Origin of the sequence: Paenibacillus sp. RC73 (assembly GCF_044908085.1) — a bacterium.
Lineage (GTDB): Bacteria > Bacillota > Bacilli > Paenibacillales > Paenibacillaceae > Paenibacillus > Paenibacillus terrae_A.
This window is the reverse complement of record NZ_JBIYCV010000002.1, coordinates 517,422-536,071: the sequence shown is the minus strand read 5'-3', so window position 1 is coordinate 536,071 and position 18,650 is coordinate 517,422. Positions and strand designations below refer to the sequence as shown.

At 48.6% G+C, this 18,650-nt stretch carries 20 protein-coding genes; all 20 read right to left on the bottom strand.

The genetic code is table 11. From position 1 onward, the window contains the following. Window positions 1-321: 321 nt before the first annotated feature. Window positions 322-642, bottom strand: coding sequence for a DUF4183 domain-containing protein (locus tag ABH897_RS06120; RefSeq protein ID WP_283652234.1), 321 nt, complete (start codon window positions 640-642; stop codon window positions 322-324). 79 nt (window positions 643-721) lie between these two features. Next, window positions 722-1,330: a DUF4183 domain-containing protein gene (locus ABH897_RS06115; RefSeq protein WP_283652235.1), complete on the bottom strand. Its 609-nt coding sequence runs from the start codon at window positions 1,328-1,330 to the stop codon at window positions 722-724. Window positions 1,331-1,586: 256 nt separating this feature from the next. Next, window positions 1,587-2,675: a prephenate dehydrogenase gene (locus tag ABH897_RS06110; protein ID WP_283652236.1), complete on the bottom strand. Its 1,089-nt coding sequence runs from the start codon at window positions 2,673-2,675 to the stop codon at window positions 1,587-1,589. A 26-nt stretch (window positions 2,676-2,701) separates the two neighbouring features. Further along, complete coding sequence (gene hisC, locus ABH897_RS06105) at window positions 2,702-3,805, bottom strand: histidinol-phosphate transaminase (protein ID WP_283652237.1); 1,104 nt, start codon at window positions 3,803-3,805, stop codon at window positions 2,702-2,704. A 59-nt stretch (window positions 3,806-3,864) separates the two neighbouring features. After that, window positions 3,865-4,671, bottom strand: coding sequence for a tryptophan synthase subunit alpha (gene trpA, locus ABH897_RS06100; protein ID WP_404580480.1), 807 nt, complete (start codon window positions 4,669-4,671; stop codon window positions 3,865-3,867). Beyond that, window positions 4,668-5,864: a tryptophan synthase subunit beta gene (trpB, locus tag ABH897_RS06095; protein WP_404518932.1), complete on the bottom strand. Its 1,197-nt coding sequence runs from the start codon at window positions 5,862-5,864 to the stop codon at window positions 4,668-4,670. The genes trpA and trpB overlap by 4 nt, the downstream gene beginning before the upstream one ends. Beyond that, entirely contained in the window at window positions 5,861-6,547 is a 687-nt protein-coding gene (locus ABH897_RS06090; RefSeq protein WP_283652239.1) for a phosphoribosylanthranilate isomerase, read from the bottom strand. The genes trpB and ABH897_RS06090 overlap by 4 nt, the downstream gene beginning before the upstream one ends. After that, window positions 6,544-7,338, bottom strand: coding sequence for an indole-3-glycerol phosphate synthase TrpC (gene trpC, locus ABH897_RS06085; protein ID WP_283652240.1), 795 nt, complete (start codon window positions 7,336-7,338; stop codon window positions 6,544-6,546). Before trpC ends, ABH897_RS06090 begins: the two co-directional genes overlap by 4 nt. Next, a complete protein-coding gene (gene trpD / locus ABH897_RS06080) occupies window positions 7,328-8,374 on the bottom strand; it encodes an anthranilate phosphoribosyltransferase (RefSeq protein ID WP_283652241.1) in 1,047 nt (348 codons plus the stop codon). The genes trpC and trpD overlap by 11 nt, the downstream gene beginning before the upstream one ends. Before the next feature lie 34 nt (window positions 8,375-8,408). Next, window positions 8,409-9,959: an anthranilate synthase component I gene (trpE, locus tag ABH897_RS06075; protein WP_404518930.1), complete on the bottom strand. Its 1,551-nt coding sequence runs from the start codon at window positions 9,957-9,959 to the stop codon at window positions 8,409-8,411. 376 nt (window positions 9,960-10,335) lie between these two features. After that, entirely contained in the window at window positions 10,336-10,710 is a 375-nt protein-coding gene (gene aroH / locus ABH897_RS06070) for a chorismate mutase (RefSeq protein ID WP_283652243.1), read from the bottom strand. A gap of 2 nt (window positions 10,711-10,712) precedes the next feature. After that, window positions 10,713-11,807, bottom strand: coding sequence for a 3-dehydroquinate synthase (aroB, locus tag ABH897_RS06065; RefSeq protein ID WP_404591362.1), 1,095 nt, complete (start codon window positions 11,805-11,807; stop codon window positions 10,713-10,715). A 1-nt stretch (window position 11,808) separates the two neighbouring features. Beyond that, entirely contained in the window at window positions 11,809-12,978 is a 1,170-nt protein-coding gene (gene aroC, locus ABH897_RS06060; protein ID WP_283652245.1) for a chorismate synthase, read from the bottom strand. A 229-nt stretch (window positions 12,979-13,207) separates the two neighbouring features. Then, on the bottom strand, window positions 13,208-14,008 hold the full coding sequence (locus tag ABH897_RS06055) for a CheR family methyltransferase (RefSeq protein WP_014282091.1): 801 nt from the start codon (window positions 14,006-14,008) through the stop codon (window positions 13,208-13,210). Window positions 14,009-14,038: 30 nt separating this feature from the next. Then, a complete protein-coding gene (ndk, locus tag ABH897_RS06050; RefSeq protein ID WP_044646773.1) occupies window positions 14,039-14,482 on the bottom strand; it encodes a nucleoside-diphosphate kinase in 444 nt (147 codons plus the stop codon). Window positions 14,483-14,592: 110 nt separating this feature from the next. After that, window positions 14,593-15,567, bottom strand: coding sequence for a polyprenyl synthetase family protein (locus ABH897_RS06045; RefSeq protein ID WP_283652246.1), 975 nt, complete (start codon window positions 15,565-15,567; stop codon window positions 14,593-14,595). Beyond that, window positions 15,564-16,430 carry a menaquinone biosynthetic enzyme MqnA/MqnD family protein gene (locus ABH897_RS06040; RefSeq protein ID WP_283652247.1) on the bottom strand — a complete coding sequence of 289 codons (867 nt, stop codon included), beginning with the start codon at window positions 16,428-16,430 and terminating at the stop codon, window positions 15,564-15,566. The genes ABH897_RS06045 and ABH897_RS06040 overlap by 4 nt, the downstream gene beginning before the upstream one ends. Continuing rightward, window positions 16,387-17,049, bottom strand: a complete 663-nt coding sequence (locus ABH897_RS06035; RefSeq protein ID WP_283652248.1) for a UbiX family flavin prenyltransferase — start codon at window positions 17,047-17,049, stop codon at window positions 16,387-16,389. The genes ABH897_RS06040 and ABH897_RS06035 overlap by 44 nt, the downstream gene beginning before the upstream one ends. Further along, entirely contained in the window at window positions 17,046-17,921 is an 876-nt protein-coding gene (locus ABH897_RS06030; RefSeq protein ID WP_283652249.1) for a UbiA-like polyprenyltransferase, read from the bottom strand. The genes ABH897_RS06035 and ABH897_RS06030 overlap by 4 nt, the downstream gene beginning before the upstream one ends. Beyond that, entirely contained in the window at window positions 17,914-18,642 is a 729-nt protein-coding gene (locus tag ABH897_RS06025) for a demethylmenaquinone methyltransferase (protein WP_283652250.1), read from the bottom strand. The genes ABH897_RS06030 and ABH897_RS06025 overlap by 8 nt, the downstream gene beginning before the upstream one ends. Window positions 18,643-18,650 lie beyond the last annotated feature (8 nt).

Below are 18,650 nucleotides of genomic sequence, written 5' to 3'. Positions count from 1 at the left end.
TAACCTTGAATCTGTCCCTTTTGAATACGCTGGTAAGAATAATTACCCAAAAGAAAACGCTTTAAAAAATCATTGACAAAATGAAAACGTATACATATAATAAAAGTACAGTATGGTTTCTCTCCACTCCTATCCTACTCAGCTACTCCATAAGAGCAGCTACCACCCGGGGCTTTACCCGGGTGGTCTTTTTTTGCTTTCAAGAAAACATAAGCCGTGAAGGTTGTAAGGTTCCCGCCTCTTTGCATTCAGCCTTGAAACCTGAACTAAAAACTAAAAATCCCCTTGCTCCGATGCAAGGGGATTATTTGTCCTACTGGATTATAACTGTGCCAAATTAACAGCTTCAATAATGAAAGGAGTATTTGCAGATATTGGTCCTGCGCTTCCGGTATTGATGGTCAGAGCTGATGTTGAAACCGAAAATGTGCCTTGTTCTTGCAGCACGCCATTGATGTAAAAATTGTAATAACCATTCGGTACTGTCGGGAACGCAGTTGCCGCTGTACCTGTATCATCTACAAAACTAGTTGCGGGAGTGTTTAGTCCCGGCGAAATCGGAGTTGTCGTCGGCCAAGTGTAGAAAAATCTGCTTGAAGTAACAGCCGCACTAATAACAACATTGAAAATAGAAAGAGCCATATTACTTTCACCTCCTTCCTATAATTTCAGTAAATGCATGAAATTATAGAAAGGAAGTGCCATAGTCTACGGTAACAAATTAGTTGGCCGAATACTGCGCAACGAAGCCCACTGATTCTATAATTATAGGAGTACCAGATATAATCGTTTGCCCTGTAGGTTGGATGGTCAAATTTTGGGGGCTAATGTTATATAGCTCTCCTTCTTGTAAGACGGCATTAATAAATAAATTAGTGTATCCGCTTGCTCCAAAGCTGATGAGCTCGTTAGCGGATTCACCAGCATCGTTTACAAATTGATGAGCTTGAATAACTAGCTCGCTCTCCAATTTGATATTAGAGTCGGCTACCCAAAAAAACCGTTTCACTGTTGGTAAAATGGTGATTGGCGAGCGTAAAAGCTTTTTGTTTTCAGGAGATGCCGTTTTTGGAATTAGCATGCGAAATTTTAAGGGACGACGTTTATAATTGCGTTTAGAGTAATTAGCTGTACTCCATTTTTTAAGACACAAACGGAATATCCGTCTCTTACCGATTGCGATTTTTTTCTTCGAACGGAATGCCCGACAAGCAGACAATGAACCCAAACTTGTTTTTCTATATGGATGATGTCTATGTTTTCTTTTAGGATAATAGGCGACCTTAATGCTGTCACGGCTCAATTTAACTTTCGTTTTCAGATTAACCATGTGAATCGCCTCCTGTTTATAAATACTATGCTATTTATGAACAGGAGAATGGACTTATAACCAAACAAAACTTAGACAATGGTCTATTTTCACCCAAATTTAGGCCAATTCACCACCATATATTGTTCTGTGGAAGATGATCTATACACTAATTCGGTCAATTTAGGAATATATATTTTATTATGCAAAAGGCGAATGAAGATGTTCTCCATTCGCCTGCCAAATCATTTTTTTAAATTTCCAATAAAGGAGATGGTCATACCACCACTTTATAACTCATCGAATCCAGCAACGCCTTCGCCCGCTCCCAATCCTGCTCCTGACGGAAGGAAAGCCGCATAATACCGGGAACATCCTCCCGGCTTTCGATGATTTGCATATTGCTCAGGTTAATGCTGTTGTCCCCCAGCTCTGTTGCAATTCGACCGATAATCCCCGGGGTATCCGGTACATCAATATACAGATCAAACGTTGAGACGATGACACCTTTGCGGCGTTCCGGCAGCTCACTGCGGAAATGTCCCGCCGTCAAAAACTCGTCAGCAATTCCCTCTCCGTCTTGTATTCTCAGTAAATGGGTAAAACGCTCAATCTGCCCGTTCCACTCTTCCAGCAGACCTAGCAAAACATCACGATTGCTCAGCAAAATGTCCCGCCACACAATAGGATCACTGGAAGCAATTCGCGTAATATCGCGAAATCCGCCAGCAGCCAGCGTACGGTACAACGGATTTTCGTCATTGTGCTTGCGCACCTGATTCACCAGCGCCGCTGCAATAATATGCGGAAGATGGCTGATCGCCCCGACAATGTCATCGTGCATATCAGGTTGGACACGCACAACCTGAGCTCCTGTATATTTCAACAGACGCTCCAGCGAACTGTATGCTTCCTCAGGCACACCTTCTGCGGGGGAAAGTACATAGTAGGCATTCTCAAACAGTAACGCAGAAGCAGCCTTCACACCGGAACGCTCCGAGCCGGCCATCGGATGGCCACCAATAAAATAAGCATGACGCAAAGAGATTTCCGACGCTTTATTGGCAATCGACGATTTTGTACTGCCTACATCGGTAATAATACAACCCTCTTTAAGCGGCAACCTGCTTAACAGCTCCAGATAATGCTCCAGTAAGCCGACAGGTACGCATAAAAAAATAAAATCGGCATCCTCTGCCGCCTCTTCAACCGAAAGAGTCGCAGTGTCCACGACACCACGGCTCAACATCGGCTCCATGAGCTCGGGGAGATGAGCATGACCAACAACGGTAATGCCCGGCTTCCCTTTAAAACAAAGCGCAAGGGACCCACCGATCAGTCCCACGCCGAAAATGGCAATCTTCATCAATTATCAAATCCCATCTGCGGAAATTATAGACGCGCTTTCGCCGCTTCCGCCCCCAGGACCTGTTCCAGCGCACGGATAAACCACTCATTTTGCGGCTGTGATCCAACCGACACCCTAATGTATGTCGGATATTTGTGATGACCAGCGCGAATAATCACGCCTTTACGAAGCAGCTCCTGAAATACCTCACCCGACGGGCGACGTACATCCAGCATAATGAAATTACCATGTGCCGGAAAATATTCCAGTCCAAGGCGCTTTAATTCATTTTGCAAATAGGCTCTGCCCTCTGCGTTGCGGTCACGGCATTCCTGCACAAAATCCTGATCTTCCAACGCCGCAACCGCCGCAGCCTGTGCTACCCGCGAAGTATTGAACGGCTCACGAACCTGATTAATCAGGCGAATCGTTGCCACAGCTCCCATACCGTATCCGATGCGAAGCGATGCCAGACCGTAGATTTTGGAGAAAGTGCGCAATACAACCAGATTTTCATAGGCTGGCAATAAACGAATACCGTCTGGATAAGTGCTATCCGTCACAAACTCGAAATACGCCTCATCCAGCACAACCATAACATGCTTCGGCACCCGATCCAAAAATGCGATCAATTCTGCTTCAGGTACAATCGTGCCTGTCGGGTTGTTCGGATTACAGATCCAGATCATTTTCGTACGGTCGTTAATCTGAGACAACATGGCTTCCAGATCATGCACCCCGTCACGCAAAGGCACCTCAACAGCAACCGCTCCCTCAATTTCCACATTGCTCTTGTATACGGAGAAGGTCTGATCGGCCATGATACTTTCTTCTCCGGGAAGAAGAAAAGCGCGCGTAATCAACGCAATAATCTCGTCAGAGCCACAGCCATAAATAAACTGATCCTCTTTCAAGCCCGTATGTTTAGACAGCGCCTGTGTTAAAGCTACCGCGCTGCCGTCAGGATATACACTAATATTCGCAAATTCCTCCTGAATGGCCTGCAATACTTTAGGAGAGCTGCCATACGGATTTTCATTCGAGGCGAGCTTGATCACTTCATCAAGTCCCAGCTCACGCTTCACATCTTCAATCGGTTTACCGGGCTGATATACCGGCAAATGTACAATATGCGGTTTAGGTTGCATGCCCCTACCTCCTCTAATCCATTCAGAACTAAATTTGCTGCTTTCTATATTGATGCCAGCTACTGCTTTAATTGTGCCACAAAATTACGAATTTGCAAAAGTCCTTCTTCTCTGCGCGCAGAATCGTCCAGCAGCGGGATCGCTTCCTCCACCTGACGCACAATAGCACTTCCGACGACAACTCCATCACAGATGTCTGAAAAACGGGCTACCTGCTCCCTAGTAGAGATACCGAACCCAACCGCCACCGGAATATCCGTATGCCGCTTGACCTGCGTGATGAAGCCCTCTATACCCTCAAAAAAGGAAGCTCTTTCTCCGGTCACCCCAAGAGAGGATACACAGTATACAAATCCGCGTGATTGACGGACAATTCGTTCAATCCGTTGTTCAGAAGTTGGAGCCACCAACGGAATCAGATGTACACCAACCTCTGCCGCCCGTCCTCCCAGCTCTTCTGCTTCCTCAAGCGGAAGGTCGGGAATAATCAGGCCACTGATGCCATGCTCCTGCAAGCCTGCAAAGAAAGCATCCATGCCCATCTGCAACACAGGATTATAATATGTGAACAAAATAAAAGGCAGGCTTGATCCCGCCGCCCGGGCCAAAGAAGCCGTCTCCATACACGTGCGGATCGAGATCTGCCGTTTCAACGCACGCTCAGACGCACGCTGAATGACAGGTCCGTCAGCCAGCGGGTCCGAATATGGAACCCCCAGCTCTAATATATCGGCTCCAGCCAACTCCAGTTGCCGAATGATTTCTACCGTCGTGTCCACATCCGGATCGCCTACCGTCAGGAAAGGAATTAATGCTGTTTTGCCTTCATTTTTGAGACGTCCAAACACCTGATCAATTAAATTCATGACGGATTTCCTCCCAAATGCTTAATAATGGAGTCCACATCTTTGTCACCGCGACCCGACAAACAGATAACAATAATATCATCCGCCTTCAAGGTAGGTGCCAGTTTAACGACCTGTGCAACTGCATGTGCCGACTCCAACGCCGGAAGAATACCTTCCGTACGGCATAACAATTGGAGGGCATCCAGGGCTTCCTGATCGGAAATCGGAACATACTTGGCCCGCTCAATATCCTTCAAATACGAATGCTCCGGCCCAACCCCCGGATAGTCCAATCCCGCCGAGATGGAATGCGCTGGCTGTACCTGTCCGTATTCATCCTGAAGCAGATAACTCATAGAGCCTTGGAAGACACCTTGCGTTCCCTTGCTCATAGTTGCTGCATGAAATTCCGTTTCCACGCCTTTTCCAGCCGCCTCGACGCCAAGCAAAGCTACCTCGTGATCCTCGATAAAAGGATAGAACATACCGATGGCATTACTTCCTCCACCGATCGCCGCTACCACGACATCTGGAAGTCTGCCTTCTTTTTCGAGAATTTGACGGCGGGTTTCATCGCCAATGACACGCTGGAAGTTGCGCACCATCATTGGATACGGATGTGGTCCGACCGCCGAGCCCAAAATATAGAACGTATCATGGACATGGCTCACCCAATACCGCAAAGCTTCATTCCCTGCATCCTTGAGTGTACGTGTGCCCGATGTAACCGGAATGACCTCTGCACCCAATAGTTGCATACGGAATACATTTAGTTGCTGGCGTACGGTATCCTCTTCCCCCATAAACACCTTGCACTCCAGTCCGAGCAATGCCGCGACGGTCGCCGTCGCAACACCATGCTGGCCTGCGCCTGTTTCGGCAATGACCTTCTGCTTGCCCATACGCTTCGCCAGCAGTCCCTGCGCCAGCGCATTATTAATTTTGTGGGCTCCGGTATGGTTCAGATCTTCGCGTTTCAAGTAAATTTTAGCCTTGCCCAAATGCTGACTCAGACGCTCCGCATAATAGAGCGGCGTTTCCCGGCCCGAATAATCCTTTAGCAGTCCGTTCAGCTCTGCGTTAAAATCAGGATCATCCGCATACTTCCGGTAGGATTCCTCCAATTCAATCAGTGCGTTCATCAACGTTTCCGGTACAAAACGTCCGCCAAATGTTCCAAAACGTCCGTTATTATCAGGTAATTGTGTCATGCCTGCTTCACCCTTTCTACGAATGCTGTGATTTTTGCAATGTCCTTGACTCCATCCGTCTCTACACCGCTGGACACATCCAGCCCTTCGGGATGATACTCGGTAACCAGCTTTTCCGCATTATCGGCAGTCAGCCCGCCGGCTACAAACAAAGGAATTTCATTTTGTTGGGTCCAAGCTTGATAGGTAGGAATCCGATCCCACGCAAACGTTTTGCCGGAGCCGCCACCATATAGGGGATCATATGTATCCAGCAGTAAAGCGTCAATCGTTCCGGCATAGGCATCCAATTCGTCCGTCAGGCATTCTGTCTGACCCTTCACCGTCTGTCCTTTACTGTCCACAGACCATGCCTTGAATACCTGTACACCAAAATGCTCCCTGATCTCCCGGCAGCGCTGCGGACTCTCCTGCCCGTGCAGTTGAATGACATCCAATGGTGCTTTTTCCATGACATCATTTAACAGTGCGTCATCAGGGTTCACAAATACGCCCACGCTGCGCGGTCTGCTGCCTGGGGTCCATTCATCCAATACGCGAAGCAGCTCTCCAGCCTGTGCGCCGTCAATCCGGCGCTTGCTGTCGGCAAACACAAAACCTATATAATCGACCGGTAAGTTTACCATAGATTTTAGCACTTCAACGCTTTGAAGTCCACAAATTTTTATGCCCGTTTTGTTCATGCTTTAACCCCGTCCATCAAATCGGCTACAGCCTGTCCTACATCATCCTTGCGCATCAGATGCTCCCCTACCAGGATGCCGTGTGCGCCTACTGAATGTAAATACTTCACATCTTCGGGTCCGGCAATGCCGCTTTCGCTGATAAACGTAACTCCTTTAGGAATCAGTAAGATCAGCTCCTCTGTCGTCTGGAGGCGGGTCTCAAATGTCCGCAGATTTCGGTTGTTCACGCCAATCAAGGTAGCTGTCCCCAGATCCAGCACAGCTTTAAGCTCCTCACTGTCATGCACCTCTACCAATGCGTCCAGCCCCAGGTCCTTGGCAATTTGTAAAAACGACCCCAAAACACGTGGCTCCAGTATAGCCGCAATCAACAGCACTGCATCCGCTCCCAGCAGACGAGCTTCATAAATTTGCCGTTCATCAATGATAAAATCCTTGCGCAGCAACGGAATTTTTACCTGTTCACGAATTTGGTGCAAATATTCAGGACTCCCCTGAAAGTACGTCACATCCGTCAGGACAGAAATGCAATCAGCTCCAGCTCCCTCATATGCCCGTGCAATGTCCACCGGATGAAAATCCGGTCGGATCAACCCCTTGGAGGGGGAAGCCTTCTTCACTTCGGCAATCAGTCCGAGCGGACGATTACGGCGCAGAGCTATAGCATCCTCGAATCCTCTCGTCGCAGGTAAATCGGCAACCAATCGTTCGGCTTTACTGATTTGAAAATGCTCCTTAAGCTGCTCTACTTCCTGTCGCTTCGTCACTACAATTCGATCAAGATACATATTGATATTCCCCCGTTGCCTGTATTAATTGATCCAGCTTGGACAGCGCCAGCCCCGAGTCAATAGCTTCAGCCGCCCGCGCTACTCCATCTGTCAAGGTAGCTACTGCGCCCGATACATAGATGCACGCACCGGCATTCGCTAACACGACATCACGATAAGCTCCGCGCTCCCCGTTCAAAATCCGACCTATAATGTCGGCGTTAACCTGCGCGTCTCCACCCAGCACTTCATCGAGACGGTGCGTCTGCAAACCCAGATCCGACGGGTTAAGTTCAAACGTATGAACCTGACCATCCTTCAGCTCAGATACCCGTGTCGGTGCCGAAATGCTGATTTCATCCAATCCGTCCAGACTGCTGACGACCATGGCCCGCTTGGAACCGAGTCGATTCAGCACCTCAGCGATCACTTCCGTTTTTCCCGCATCATAAATGCCCAGCAACTGCCGATCCGCACCTGCTGGATTCGTCAAGGGACCGAGCATATTAAACACCGTTCGTACTCCAAGCTCCCGGCGTGGAGCGGCAGCATGCTTCATAGATGGATGATACAACTGCGCAAATAAAAAGCAGATGCCGATACGATCCAGACATGACCGCGCCTGATCACTCGTCAAATGGATATTGACCCCTAGGGCCTCCAGCACATCGGCGCTCCCGGCACGTCCGCTTGCAGAGCGATTGCCATGCTTCGCTACCCGTACAGATACCGAAGCCGCAATAATAGCGGATATCGTGGAAATATTAAACTTGTGAATACCCGAACCCCCGGTTCCGCATGTGTCCAGCAAATGGGTATCACCTTCTCCGGTTTGCACCGGACTGGCATAGCTGCGCATAGCTTCGGCAAATCCGGTGATTTCCTCCACTGTCTCCCCCTTGATGCGCAGAGCCGTCAGCAGCCCGCCAATTTGCGCCTGCGTGGCACTCCCACTCATAATCTGTTCCATCACGCCGCGGGCCTCCGTACGTGAAAGATGCTGTCCCTCAATGACCCGGCTTAACCCCACTTGCATAATGTCATGTCGTTCCATCGTCGTCTCCTCCTCAAAATCAGATTTTTGTATGTTACGGAGTGTACAAATAATCCTGGTTGATGACGCTGTTGTAGGGCTGTACCGTCGCCGGGAACATCGCTTCAGCCGTGCGGATCGCTTTCAGCATCGCCTTGGCCTTGTTCACCGTTTCCTGATACTCGCTTTCTGGAACCGAGTCCCACACAATCCCTGCACCCGCCTGAACATAGGCCCGGTTCTTTTTAAACACAATCGTACGAATCGTGATGCAAGCATCCATATTGCCCGAGAAGCCTAAATATCCGATGGCTCCTGCATACGGCCCACGCGCTTCCCGCTCCAGCTCGGCAATAATCTCCATCGCCCGCAGCTTCGGAGCCCCTGATACCGTGCCCGCTGGCAAGCAGGACAGGAAAGCATCGAAGAAATCTTTATCCTCCCGTAGCTCCCCCGATACATTGGAAACAATGTGCATCACGTGGGAATAGCGTTCAATTTCCATAAACGTATCGCATTTGACCGTACCAAACTGAGATACACGTCCCAGATCATTTCTTCCCAAATCGACCAGCATCAGATGCTCGGCACGTTCTTTTTCATCCTTCAGCAGTTCTTCAGCGAGCGCTATATCTTCTGCTTCCGTCACGCCACGCGGCCTCGTTCCGGCAATAGGACGGGTTTCCACCCGACCGTTTTCCACCTTGACGAGTGCCTCCGGCGAAGTGCCTACGATGATCTCGTCATCCATTTTCAAATAATACATATAAGGAGACGGGTTCATCGTGCGCAACACGCGGTATACCTGTAAAGGAGAGGCATCTGTGTCAATGTGAAAGCGCTGGGACAGCACGACCTGAAAAATATCACCTGAGCGAATATATTCCTTCGCCTGCTCCACGTTTGAAATAAACTGCTCCTTCGTTACATTCGACTGAATCTCACCCAACTCCACATCGTCAGGAATAGAGGCTGCTCCCATCGTCTCTGGCGGTGTCTGCTTACGCAGGTACTGCGCCGTTGCTTCCAGCTTCCGTTCCACCTCGGCATAAGCAGCGCGGATGTCCTCATCGCGGAAGCCTTCGCCTACATGAACATTGCCGACCAGCAAAATTTGCTGTTTCACATGATCAAAGACAATAACTTGATCGCAGAACATAAAACGAATATCATCCATATTCAAATCATCTACTGAATGCTCTGGCAGTTTTTCATAGTATTGCAGCAGATCATATCCAAAAAATCCGATAGCCCCGCCTGTAAATGGAGGCATTTCTTTCAGCTTCGGGCTACGGTACTTGCGAAGCAACGCCTTGAGCTCTTCAAGCGGCTTGTCGTTTAATATTTGTCGCTTACCATGCTGCTCCAGGATCAAACGGCCTTTTTTGCCGGAAACCATCAGGAACGGGTCCGTCCCGATGAATGAATGTCGCGCCCACTGCTCGCCTCCTTCTACACTCTCCAGCAGAAAGGCCCGGTCCCGCTCAGCGTACCGACGGAAAATCCGGATCGGCGTCTCCATATCGGCCAGCACTTTTTTGTACACAGGAATCAGGTTAAATTCATTCGCCATTGTTATCACTTGCTCCACATGCGGCGTTAACATGAGATCACTTCCTTTCCAAATTGGCGCAGAACCCAAAGGAGAGAATATAAAAAAGCCTCCACCCGGAAGGTAGAGGCTGTCAGTTATTGAAATTATAAGAATGCTACCATATACAAAATGACTACAGCAAATATACAAAGTATACACTCATCCCTTTGTATAACCTGGGTTACTTCAAATAAGCACTTCCCCCAGAAACATTCTCCGTGGACAAAGGCTTACCCGCTACCGCTGGTCTCTGTAATCTTCATATGGAATTGGCTCAACTGCACTCTTCTCATCTCAACTGGCTCTGGCTAACTCTACTCAACTCTGCTACACACACTATATCTCATACGATGTTACTTTGGCAACCATCAACTTTAAAAACAGGCGATTACTTTCCTTGGGAAGCCAAATCCGGTCTTAGCGCCTGCGCTCCGTTCAAATAAACATGTTTGATTTCCCGCTGTGTTTTAACGGTATTCACCTGTACCATCAAACGGATGCATTTTGGCAAGCTGCCCTCTACGGGAATTTCCAACGAACACATAAGCGGAACCATATCCCAGCCGTCAAGCTGGCGGATCGCCTTTGCCGGGAAAGTAGCATTCAGATCATGGGTCACTGTAATCCATACGTTGCTAATATCCTCCGGCTGCACTTCATTGTAGGACACAATTTCCGCTAACAGTAGGCATGTGGCTTCCAAAATTTCGTTTTCTTCATTGTTCGCTACGGTCGTCGCCCCACGAATTCCACGATTGTACATCGTTACGCCTCCTCTTTTAGCTGTTCAATTACTTGTCGGATGTAAGAGACGGAAATATCCTTCACTACCTCCACACGCCCGATGCTGCGTGGGACGACAAAAGTAATACTGCCTTCCTTAAACTTTTTGTCATGCATCATCGCATCCAGCAGACGATCCGTTTCGAGATGAGCGGGAAGAGAAGTTGGTAGACGAAGCGAAGCCAGCATATCCCTCGTTTCTGTTACCAAAGAAGGATCTGCCCCCAGCTTCGCACCCAGAAGTGCAGAGCCAACCATACCAATAGAAATCGCTTCCCCGTGTAAAAACTCACCATACCCCGCAATCGCCTCTATCGCATGACCAATAGTGTGACCGAGGTTTAGAATAGCACGTAAATCGTTTTCACGTTCATCGCGCGACACCACTTCGGCTTTCACGGAGCATCCCTTTTCCAGACCGTACTCCAGAGCTGCCGCATCCAAAGCCAGCAAGTCAGGCGCATGATCGCGGCACCAGTGGGCAAAATCAGCATCCCAGATCAAGCCATGCTTGATCATTTCAGCAAGCCCGGCGGATACCTCTCGCGGAGGTAATGTAGACAACGTATCCACGTCATACAATACCAATTCCGGCTGATGGAAAGCTCCAATCATATTTTTAGCCAAAGGATGATTGATGCCGACCTTGCCGCCCACGCTACTGTCATGCGCAAGGATTGTAGTTGGAATCTGTACGAACTTGACGCCTCTCATAAAAGAAGCCGCCACAAATCCTGCCAGATCGCCCACTACACCACCACCAAGTGCGATAACAGCTGAATTGCGGTCCAAACCGCCCTCGATAGCTGCTGTAATCACCTGCTCATACACAGCAAGCGATTTGGACTTTTCACCCGGTTTGACGACGTTGGAAACCGTCTTGTACCCTGCTGCCTGAAGGTTGCTCTCCAGTGTCGCTAAATAGAATCGCGCTGTGTGTTCGTCAGAAACAATCAACAGCGGACTTTTTTGTGCAATTCCTCGTTCGCTCAACAACTCTCCTGCCCGATGTAACAGTCCACGTCCGATATGAATGGGATAGGAACGTTCCCCAAGCTGTACCGTCAGCGTACTCATCTTAGTACCGTCCCAGTTGTTCTTCATAGGATGTAATGTTCGCACGGATTTCTTCAATGGAATCCCCGCCGAATTTTTCAAGCAAAGCCTTGGCAATCTCCCATGCTACAACATGCTCCATAACCACACTTGCCGCTGGTACGGCACATGCATCCGAACGCTCAACCTGAGCGGTGAACGCTTCCTTCGTATCAATATCGACGCTTTGCAGCGGCTTGTACAGCGTCGGGATCGGCTTCATCACGCCGCGAACCACGACAGGCATTCCGTTGGTCATGCCACCCTCAAAACCGCCCAAACGATTGGTACGGCGGTGATATCCACGTTCGTCATCATGCAAAATCTCATCATGCACCTGCGAACCACGCAGTTCTCCAGCTTCAAAGCCAATACCGATTTCCACGCCTTTGAACGCATTAATGGACATGACTCCTTGGGCAATGCGTGCATCCAGCTTCCGATCATACTGAACATGACTGCCCAGACCGATTGGAACACCTTCCACAATACATTCCACTACGCCACCAACGGAATCGCCTTCTTGCTTGATTTGATCAATGTAGGCTTCCATTTTCTTTTCGGTTTCCGGATCGGTTACTCTCACTGAAGAAGCTTCTGTCACGGCAATCAGCTCGTCAATCGGCAATTCGCGGTGAGGTGCCTCGATTTCTCCAATGCGGATAACCTGACCAGCGACCTTGATTCCAAACTCTTCCAGCAATTGACGGGCCAAACCGCCGCAGGCAACACGAATTGCCGTCTCACGGGCACTGGAACGTTCCAGCACGTTGCGCAGATCCTTCAGATTGTATTTCAATCCGCCGTTCAAATCTGCATGACCCGGACGCGGACGGTGAACCCGGCGCTTTTCCTCGTCACTGCCTTCGATGGGCTCAATATTCATAATGTTCTGCCAATGCTTCCAATCGTTGTTTTCCACAATCAGAGCAATCGGTGCACCTGTGGTATACCCGTGACGAACGCCTCCGGCAATGTTGGCCGTATCCTTTTCAATCTGCATACGCCGACCCCGTCCATACCCCTTCTGACGACGGTGTAGCTGAAAATTCAATTCTTCAAAATCCAATTTTAAATTGCTCGGCATGCCCTCTACAATCGCAGTAAGCTGGGGACCATGCGTTTCCCCCGCGGTTAAGTAACGTAAACTCATGACGCGTTCCCCCTTTAAACTGTTAAACTGTGCATCGCTAAAATCTTTAACTGTGCTTCATTATAGTATACGCACCTTTCTTTGACAAGAAAAGCCACGAGAGTGCAGATAAACAAAAAAACACGCCCTTTGGTCAAAGCCAAAGGACGTGCGCTTCTGATAAGACAACAGCCAACGTACTCGTTGTTAGGCACAGCTAGCTACAAAACAATGGACTATATGTCCAGGCTTATGCTTTTTTACGATAAAAAAAGGTTTCCGTTGATTCCAGACCATATTGGTTTGGAGAAAAAATTTGCTCTGTACTGCCGACAAACAGCACACCGCCGGGACGAAGACTGGCAGCAAACTTCTGGTACAGCTTATGCTTGGCCTCTTCCGTAAAATAAATCATGACATTACGGCAGATAATGAGATCGTAGCCGTCCTCAAACCGATCCAGAAGTAAATTTTGCTTTTGAAATTTCACAGCCTGCTTCAAACGGTCGTCAATTCGATACATCGCACCATCCGGCTTGAAATACTTACTAGCTACCTGTTCAGGCACATCCTTGAGCGAACGCTCCAAATATCTGCCTTCCTTGGCTTTAGCCAGTGCGCCGTCATCAATGTCAGAGGCCGTAATGGAGCAATTCCCCAAAATTCCCTTGCCGTCCAGTACCATAGCCAAGCTGTACGGCTCCTCGCCAGTCGAGCAGGCCGCACTCCACAGCTTGAGCTTCTGCTTACCTGCAAGCAGCTGTGGCAAAATCGTATCCCGCAGTACTTCCCACCGATTGGGATTACGCCAAAACTCTGAAACATTGATCGTCATCCGATCCAGAAATTCATAGAACAGGGGCTTTTCTTTCATCATGGCATCATAAAAAGAAACAAAACTGGGAAACCCGTTTTTGTTGCGAAGCGTCGTTAACCGCCTTTTCATCTGTGCTTCCTTGTATTGTGCAAGATCAATACCTGTGCTGTCCTTGATTTTGCGGATAAACGCTGTGTAATCGGGGTCCGTCTGACCCAGTTCCATATCCGTCATGCTACCATCCTTCTTCATTCGAAATTAAACTTACACCCAGGTCGCCACACTTTTTTCATACCGAACGGTTTCCTCCGGCGTGAAAAAATTCGCAATCTCGCGCTCCGCGCTCTCCGGTGAATCTGAACCGTGAATGAGGTTAAACGGTGTATGTGCAGCAAAGTCTCCCCGGATTGTGCCCGGAAGAGCCTCTGTCACTTGTGTTTTACCAATCAGCAGGCGGGACAGGGTAACGATGTTATCCCCTTCCCAAACCATGGCGAATACAGGGCCAGAAGTGATAAAGCCTACAAGCTCTTCAAAAAAGGGCTTGCCCACATGCTCCGCATAATGCCGTTCCGCCTGTTCTCTAGATACCTGCACAAGTTTACCAGCCGTCATTTTGAAGCCTTTGTCTTCCAGACGACTAATAATACGTCCAATTAGTCCGCGTTGTACTCCATCCGGTTTAACCATCAAAAACGTACGATCCATCGACTCACTCCCAATCCAATCTAATGTATTTATACAGTACTAATCTGTATTATAACAGAAAGCTTGGAAACGGTTAAAGTATTTTGTCACAGCAGTTCCAAAACACAACTTTAGTAGGAGCGGCGGGTAACAAAATGAGCAATATCGCGCAGCGTCTTTTTCGTTTTGACATCTGGCAGTAAGTCCAGCGCGTGTAGCGCTTTTTTTATATATCGGTCGGCGAGAATTTCTGCTTTAGCGATTCCTTCACTTTTTTTAATCATATCCACCGCTTTGCGAGCATCTCCCTGCCCGTCCCCAGCCTGAATACGACCGATTTCAGCCAATAGATCGTCACGCAGCTCAGGCTGTCCTAGCGCATAAATAACCGGAAGCGTAATATTCCCCTGCCTCATATCACTGCCCGGCGGCTTGCCAATCTTTTTTTCCGTGCCACACAGATCGAGCAAATCATCCTGAATTTGAAAAGCCATACCTACATTATAGCCATAGGTATACAAGAGAGAATTTACTCTTTCCCTCGCACCCGCAGCCATAGCTCCCAATTGGCAGCTGACCGCAATCAACAATGCCGTTTTGCGACGTATGCGAAGCAAGTAATTACGTACACTCTGATCCACATTAAAAAAATCGCGGATTTGTTCCATTTCACCGATGGACATTTGCACCAGCGCCTTGGACAGCACCCGATGAATGTCCGGATTCGGCAGGCCCGCGACTATCGAAAGCGCACGCGCGTATATGTAGTCTCCGGTGTACATGGCCACCCGATTGTCCCATTTGGACTTCACAGTTGGCTGGCCGCGCCTCATCTCCGCATCGTCAATCACATCATCGTGAACAAGGGAAGCAGAATGAATCAGTTCCAGCGGTACCGCTATGCGTTTGAGCTTGTCCAGATCGTATTCCCCAAACTTGCCTCCCAGCAGTACAAATACCGGCCGCAAACGCTTGCCTCCCGCTTTGAGCAGATGAAGCGACGTATCATTAATCAACGGCTCTGTGCTGTCGATGCTGCGGTACAGCTCTTCTTCTATGAAGTTCATATCCTTCTTTAATAAACCGAACAAATCCAATCGTTTCATTCTTTCACCCGTGTCAGCGTATTGTCACTCCAGAGAAGCGGCTTCACTCGTCGGTCAAGCAGCCCCAGTTCATGCGCATACTGAAAATAAAGCTCTAAACCCTTTTGTTCCTTCTCTCCGAAATCATAACACAGATTAGTAAAGTAGCGCTCCCAATAATCCCGCAGGCCTCCAATTTCCTTGCAGGCTTCAGAAATAACAGACGTCAGATCAGACAGGCTGCGCTGCTTGCTTGCACGAAATGCATTCGCTACTTCAGTCACCGCATCAGGATTCTGTGTAGCAAAAACACGGCGTACTGCCCATACGGCAAAGGTCATACTGTACCCCGTCCAGCGTTTCCACTCTTCTCCGAGGTCCGTAACGTACAGACCATCACGCCGCCAAGATGCCTTGATCGCGTGATCTCCAATCAACAGCCCCGCATCCGCCTGCTCCAGCATCAAATCCAAATCCGGCTCGCAGTCGAAATAGGAAGGTTGGCCTTCCCATGCCTTCTGCATCAAAATTTTCAACAAATTCACGGATGTAGCAGACGTATTCGTCAACGCAATTGTTCCGTTTTTAATCTCATCCAGCGGCTTGCGTGAGAACAGCAAAATGGATTGCACAGGACCGTCTGCGCTGACAGACAGATCCGGCAACAGCAGCATATCCTCGGCACCGGATGCATAAGCAAAGGAGGACATCGCGCTGATATCCAGATTTCCTTTCAGCATACTGCGGTTCAATTCAGCCGGGACTCTAGAAACCAGCTCCGCCGGATGGAGGAGGTGTGAAGGATTAAAATAATGAAAAATGGGCCAAGCATTTGTATATTTAATTTTTCCGATTGTGATTGTCTTGGTGTCCGGTGTCGGCATCGGAATCCCCCCATCTCGTAAACAGTTGATGTTCGATACGCAAGCTGTCCAATACTTTGCCTACGAGGAACAGTACGATATCATCCAGCGTCTTCGGATGAAAGTAAAAAGCCGGCATAGCAGGAATCATTTTGACCCCGAGCCTTGCAAGCTTAAGCATATTTTCCAAATGAATAGCATGCAGCGGCGTCTCACGCGGCACTAGAATTAGTGGACGGCCTTCCTTCAACATCACGTCTGCTGCACGCGCCATGAGATTATCGGACGAGCCATGCGCCACTGCAGACAATGTTCCCATCGAGCAGGGCATGATAACCATCGCGTCCACCAAATAAGAGCCACTCGCAATCGAAGCGCCAATATCCGTGAACGGATGGTATACAAGAGAACCGGGACGGCCTCCGAATTTGTCATTCAGAGCCCCTTCCCGGTCAGTCACGTTCCAGCCTGATTCCTCTTTGAGTACCCGCCAGCCAGCATTGGAAACAATCAGGTGAACTGTGTATTGCAAATCCAGCAGTATCTCTACCAGCCGTATCCCATAAATGCTTCCGCTCGCGCCTGTAATGCCAATAACGATTCGTTTGCCTTGATGGTTGCTCACCTGATTATGATTCATAAGTATTGACGCACCACCAAATCAACCAGTGTAAAAGCAAATACGACAATGCTAAGCACACTGTTCATCGTAAAGAACGCTGTCTGCAAACGACTCAGGTCCTTCGGAGTTACGATATAATGCTGATAAAATAACATCATATAAGAAATAATCATGCCCGCCAGATACCACCAGCTTAAATCAGCAATAAAGAACATCACAATAAACCCGATCGCCGTAATCACATGAAATGCACGAGCAATTTTAAGCGCACCTGCTATACCAAAACGGGCAGGAATGGAGTAAACCCCCTCGTTCTGGTCAAAATCAATATCCTGACAAGCATAAATAATATCAAAGCCAGCCGTCCAGAATGCAACAGTGAGATAAAAAACAATAGCCGTCATATCTATTTGCCCAGTCACAGCTACCCAGCTACCCAGTGGCGCCAAGCCAATCGTCAAGCCAAGCACAATATGGCAGAGCCAGGTGAAACGTTTGGTATAGGAATAAAAAACAAGCATAAAAAAGGCCAGTGGAAACAGCTTGAACGCCAGTGCACTTAAATTGAACGATGCCCAAAATAGTAGCGCCAAGCTAACAATAATAAAAAGAACCACTTCGCTGGACTTGAGCAGCCCCGCCGGGATGGCACGTCCTGCCGTACGCGGATTTTTCCCATCAATAACACGGTCGATCATACGATTGAAACCGAAAGCCGCGCTACGTGCGCCGACCATAGCCAGCAAGATCCATCCGATCTGTGACCACGAAGGAAGCGTGCCTGTCACGACAACTGACCCCAATACAGCCCCCATAAATGCAAATGGGAGCGCAAATAACGTATGTTCAATTTTAATCATTTCCAAAAAAATAGCAATTTTCTTAAACATGCTGACTCTCCTTGATTCCAATATGCAATGCCGCAATGCCTCCAGTGAGAGAATGAGCCTGTACATCCTTTAATCCGACTTCACGGAAGATGCCAGCCAGCTCATCCCTTCCCGGAAAAAGCGCCAACGAATCAGGGAGCCATTTGTATTGCTCATAACGTTTGGCGAACAATTTGCCGAGCATGGGCAAGATGTGTTTAAAGTATGCATAGTAAATTCCCTTGAACGGCTGCCATGTAGGCTTGGATAGTTCCAGACATACGACCTGCCCGCCAGGTTTGACGACACGCTGCATTTCCTGTAATACGCGGCGCAAATCAGGCACATTACGCAGACCAAAGCCAATCGTTGCGTAGTCAAAAGAATTGTCTTCAAAAGGCAGCTCCATCGCGTTGCCCTGAACAAGCTTGATCTGCTTTTCACGGGCTTCTGATGTAATCTTGCGCTCGCCTACATTCAGCATGTTCTGGCTAAAATCCAGTCCTACGATGTGACCACTTTCACTTGCACGCGCCATCGCGAGCGTCCAGTCACACGTACCACAGCAAAGGTCGATTGCCGTATCCCCGTGGTGCATGTTCATTTTTTTCATCGTAAATTTACGCCAAGCCTTATGTCTGCGAAAGCTCAGTATATCGTTCATCAAATCGTATTTACCCGCGATGCTTTCAAACACGCCATGAACGAATTGCTCTTTCGGCTTGGTGTCGCTTGATCCCATGACGTTCA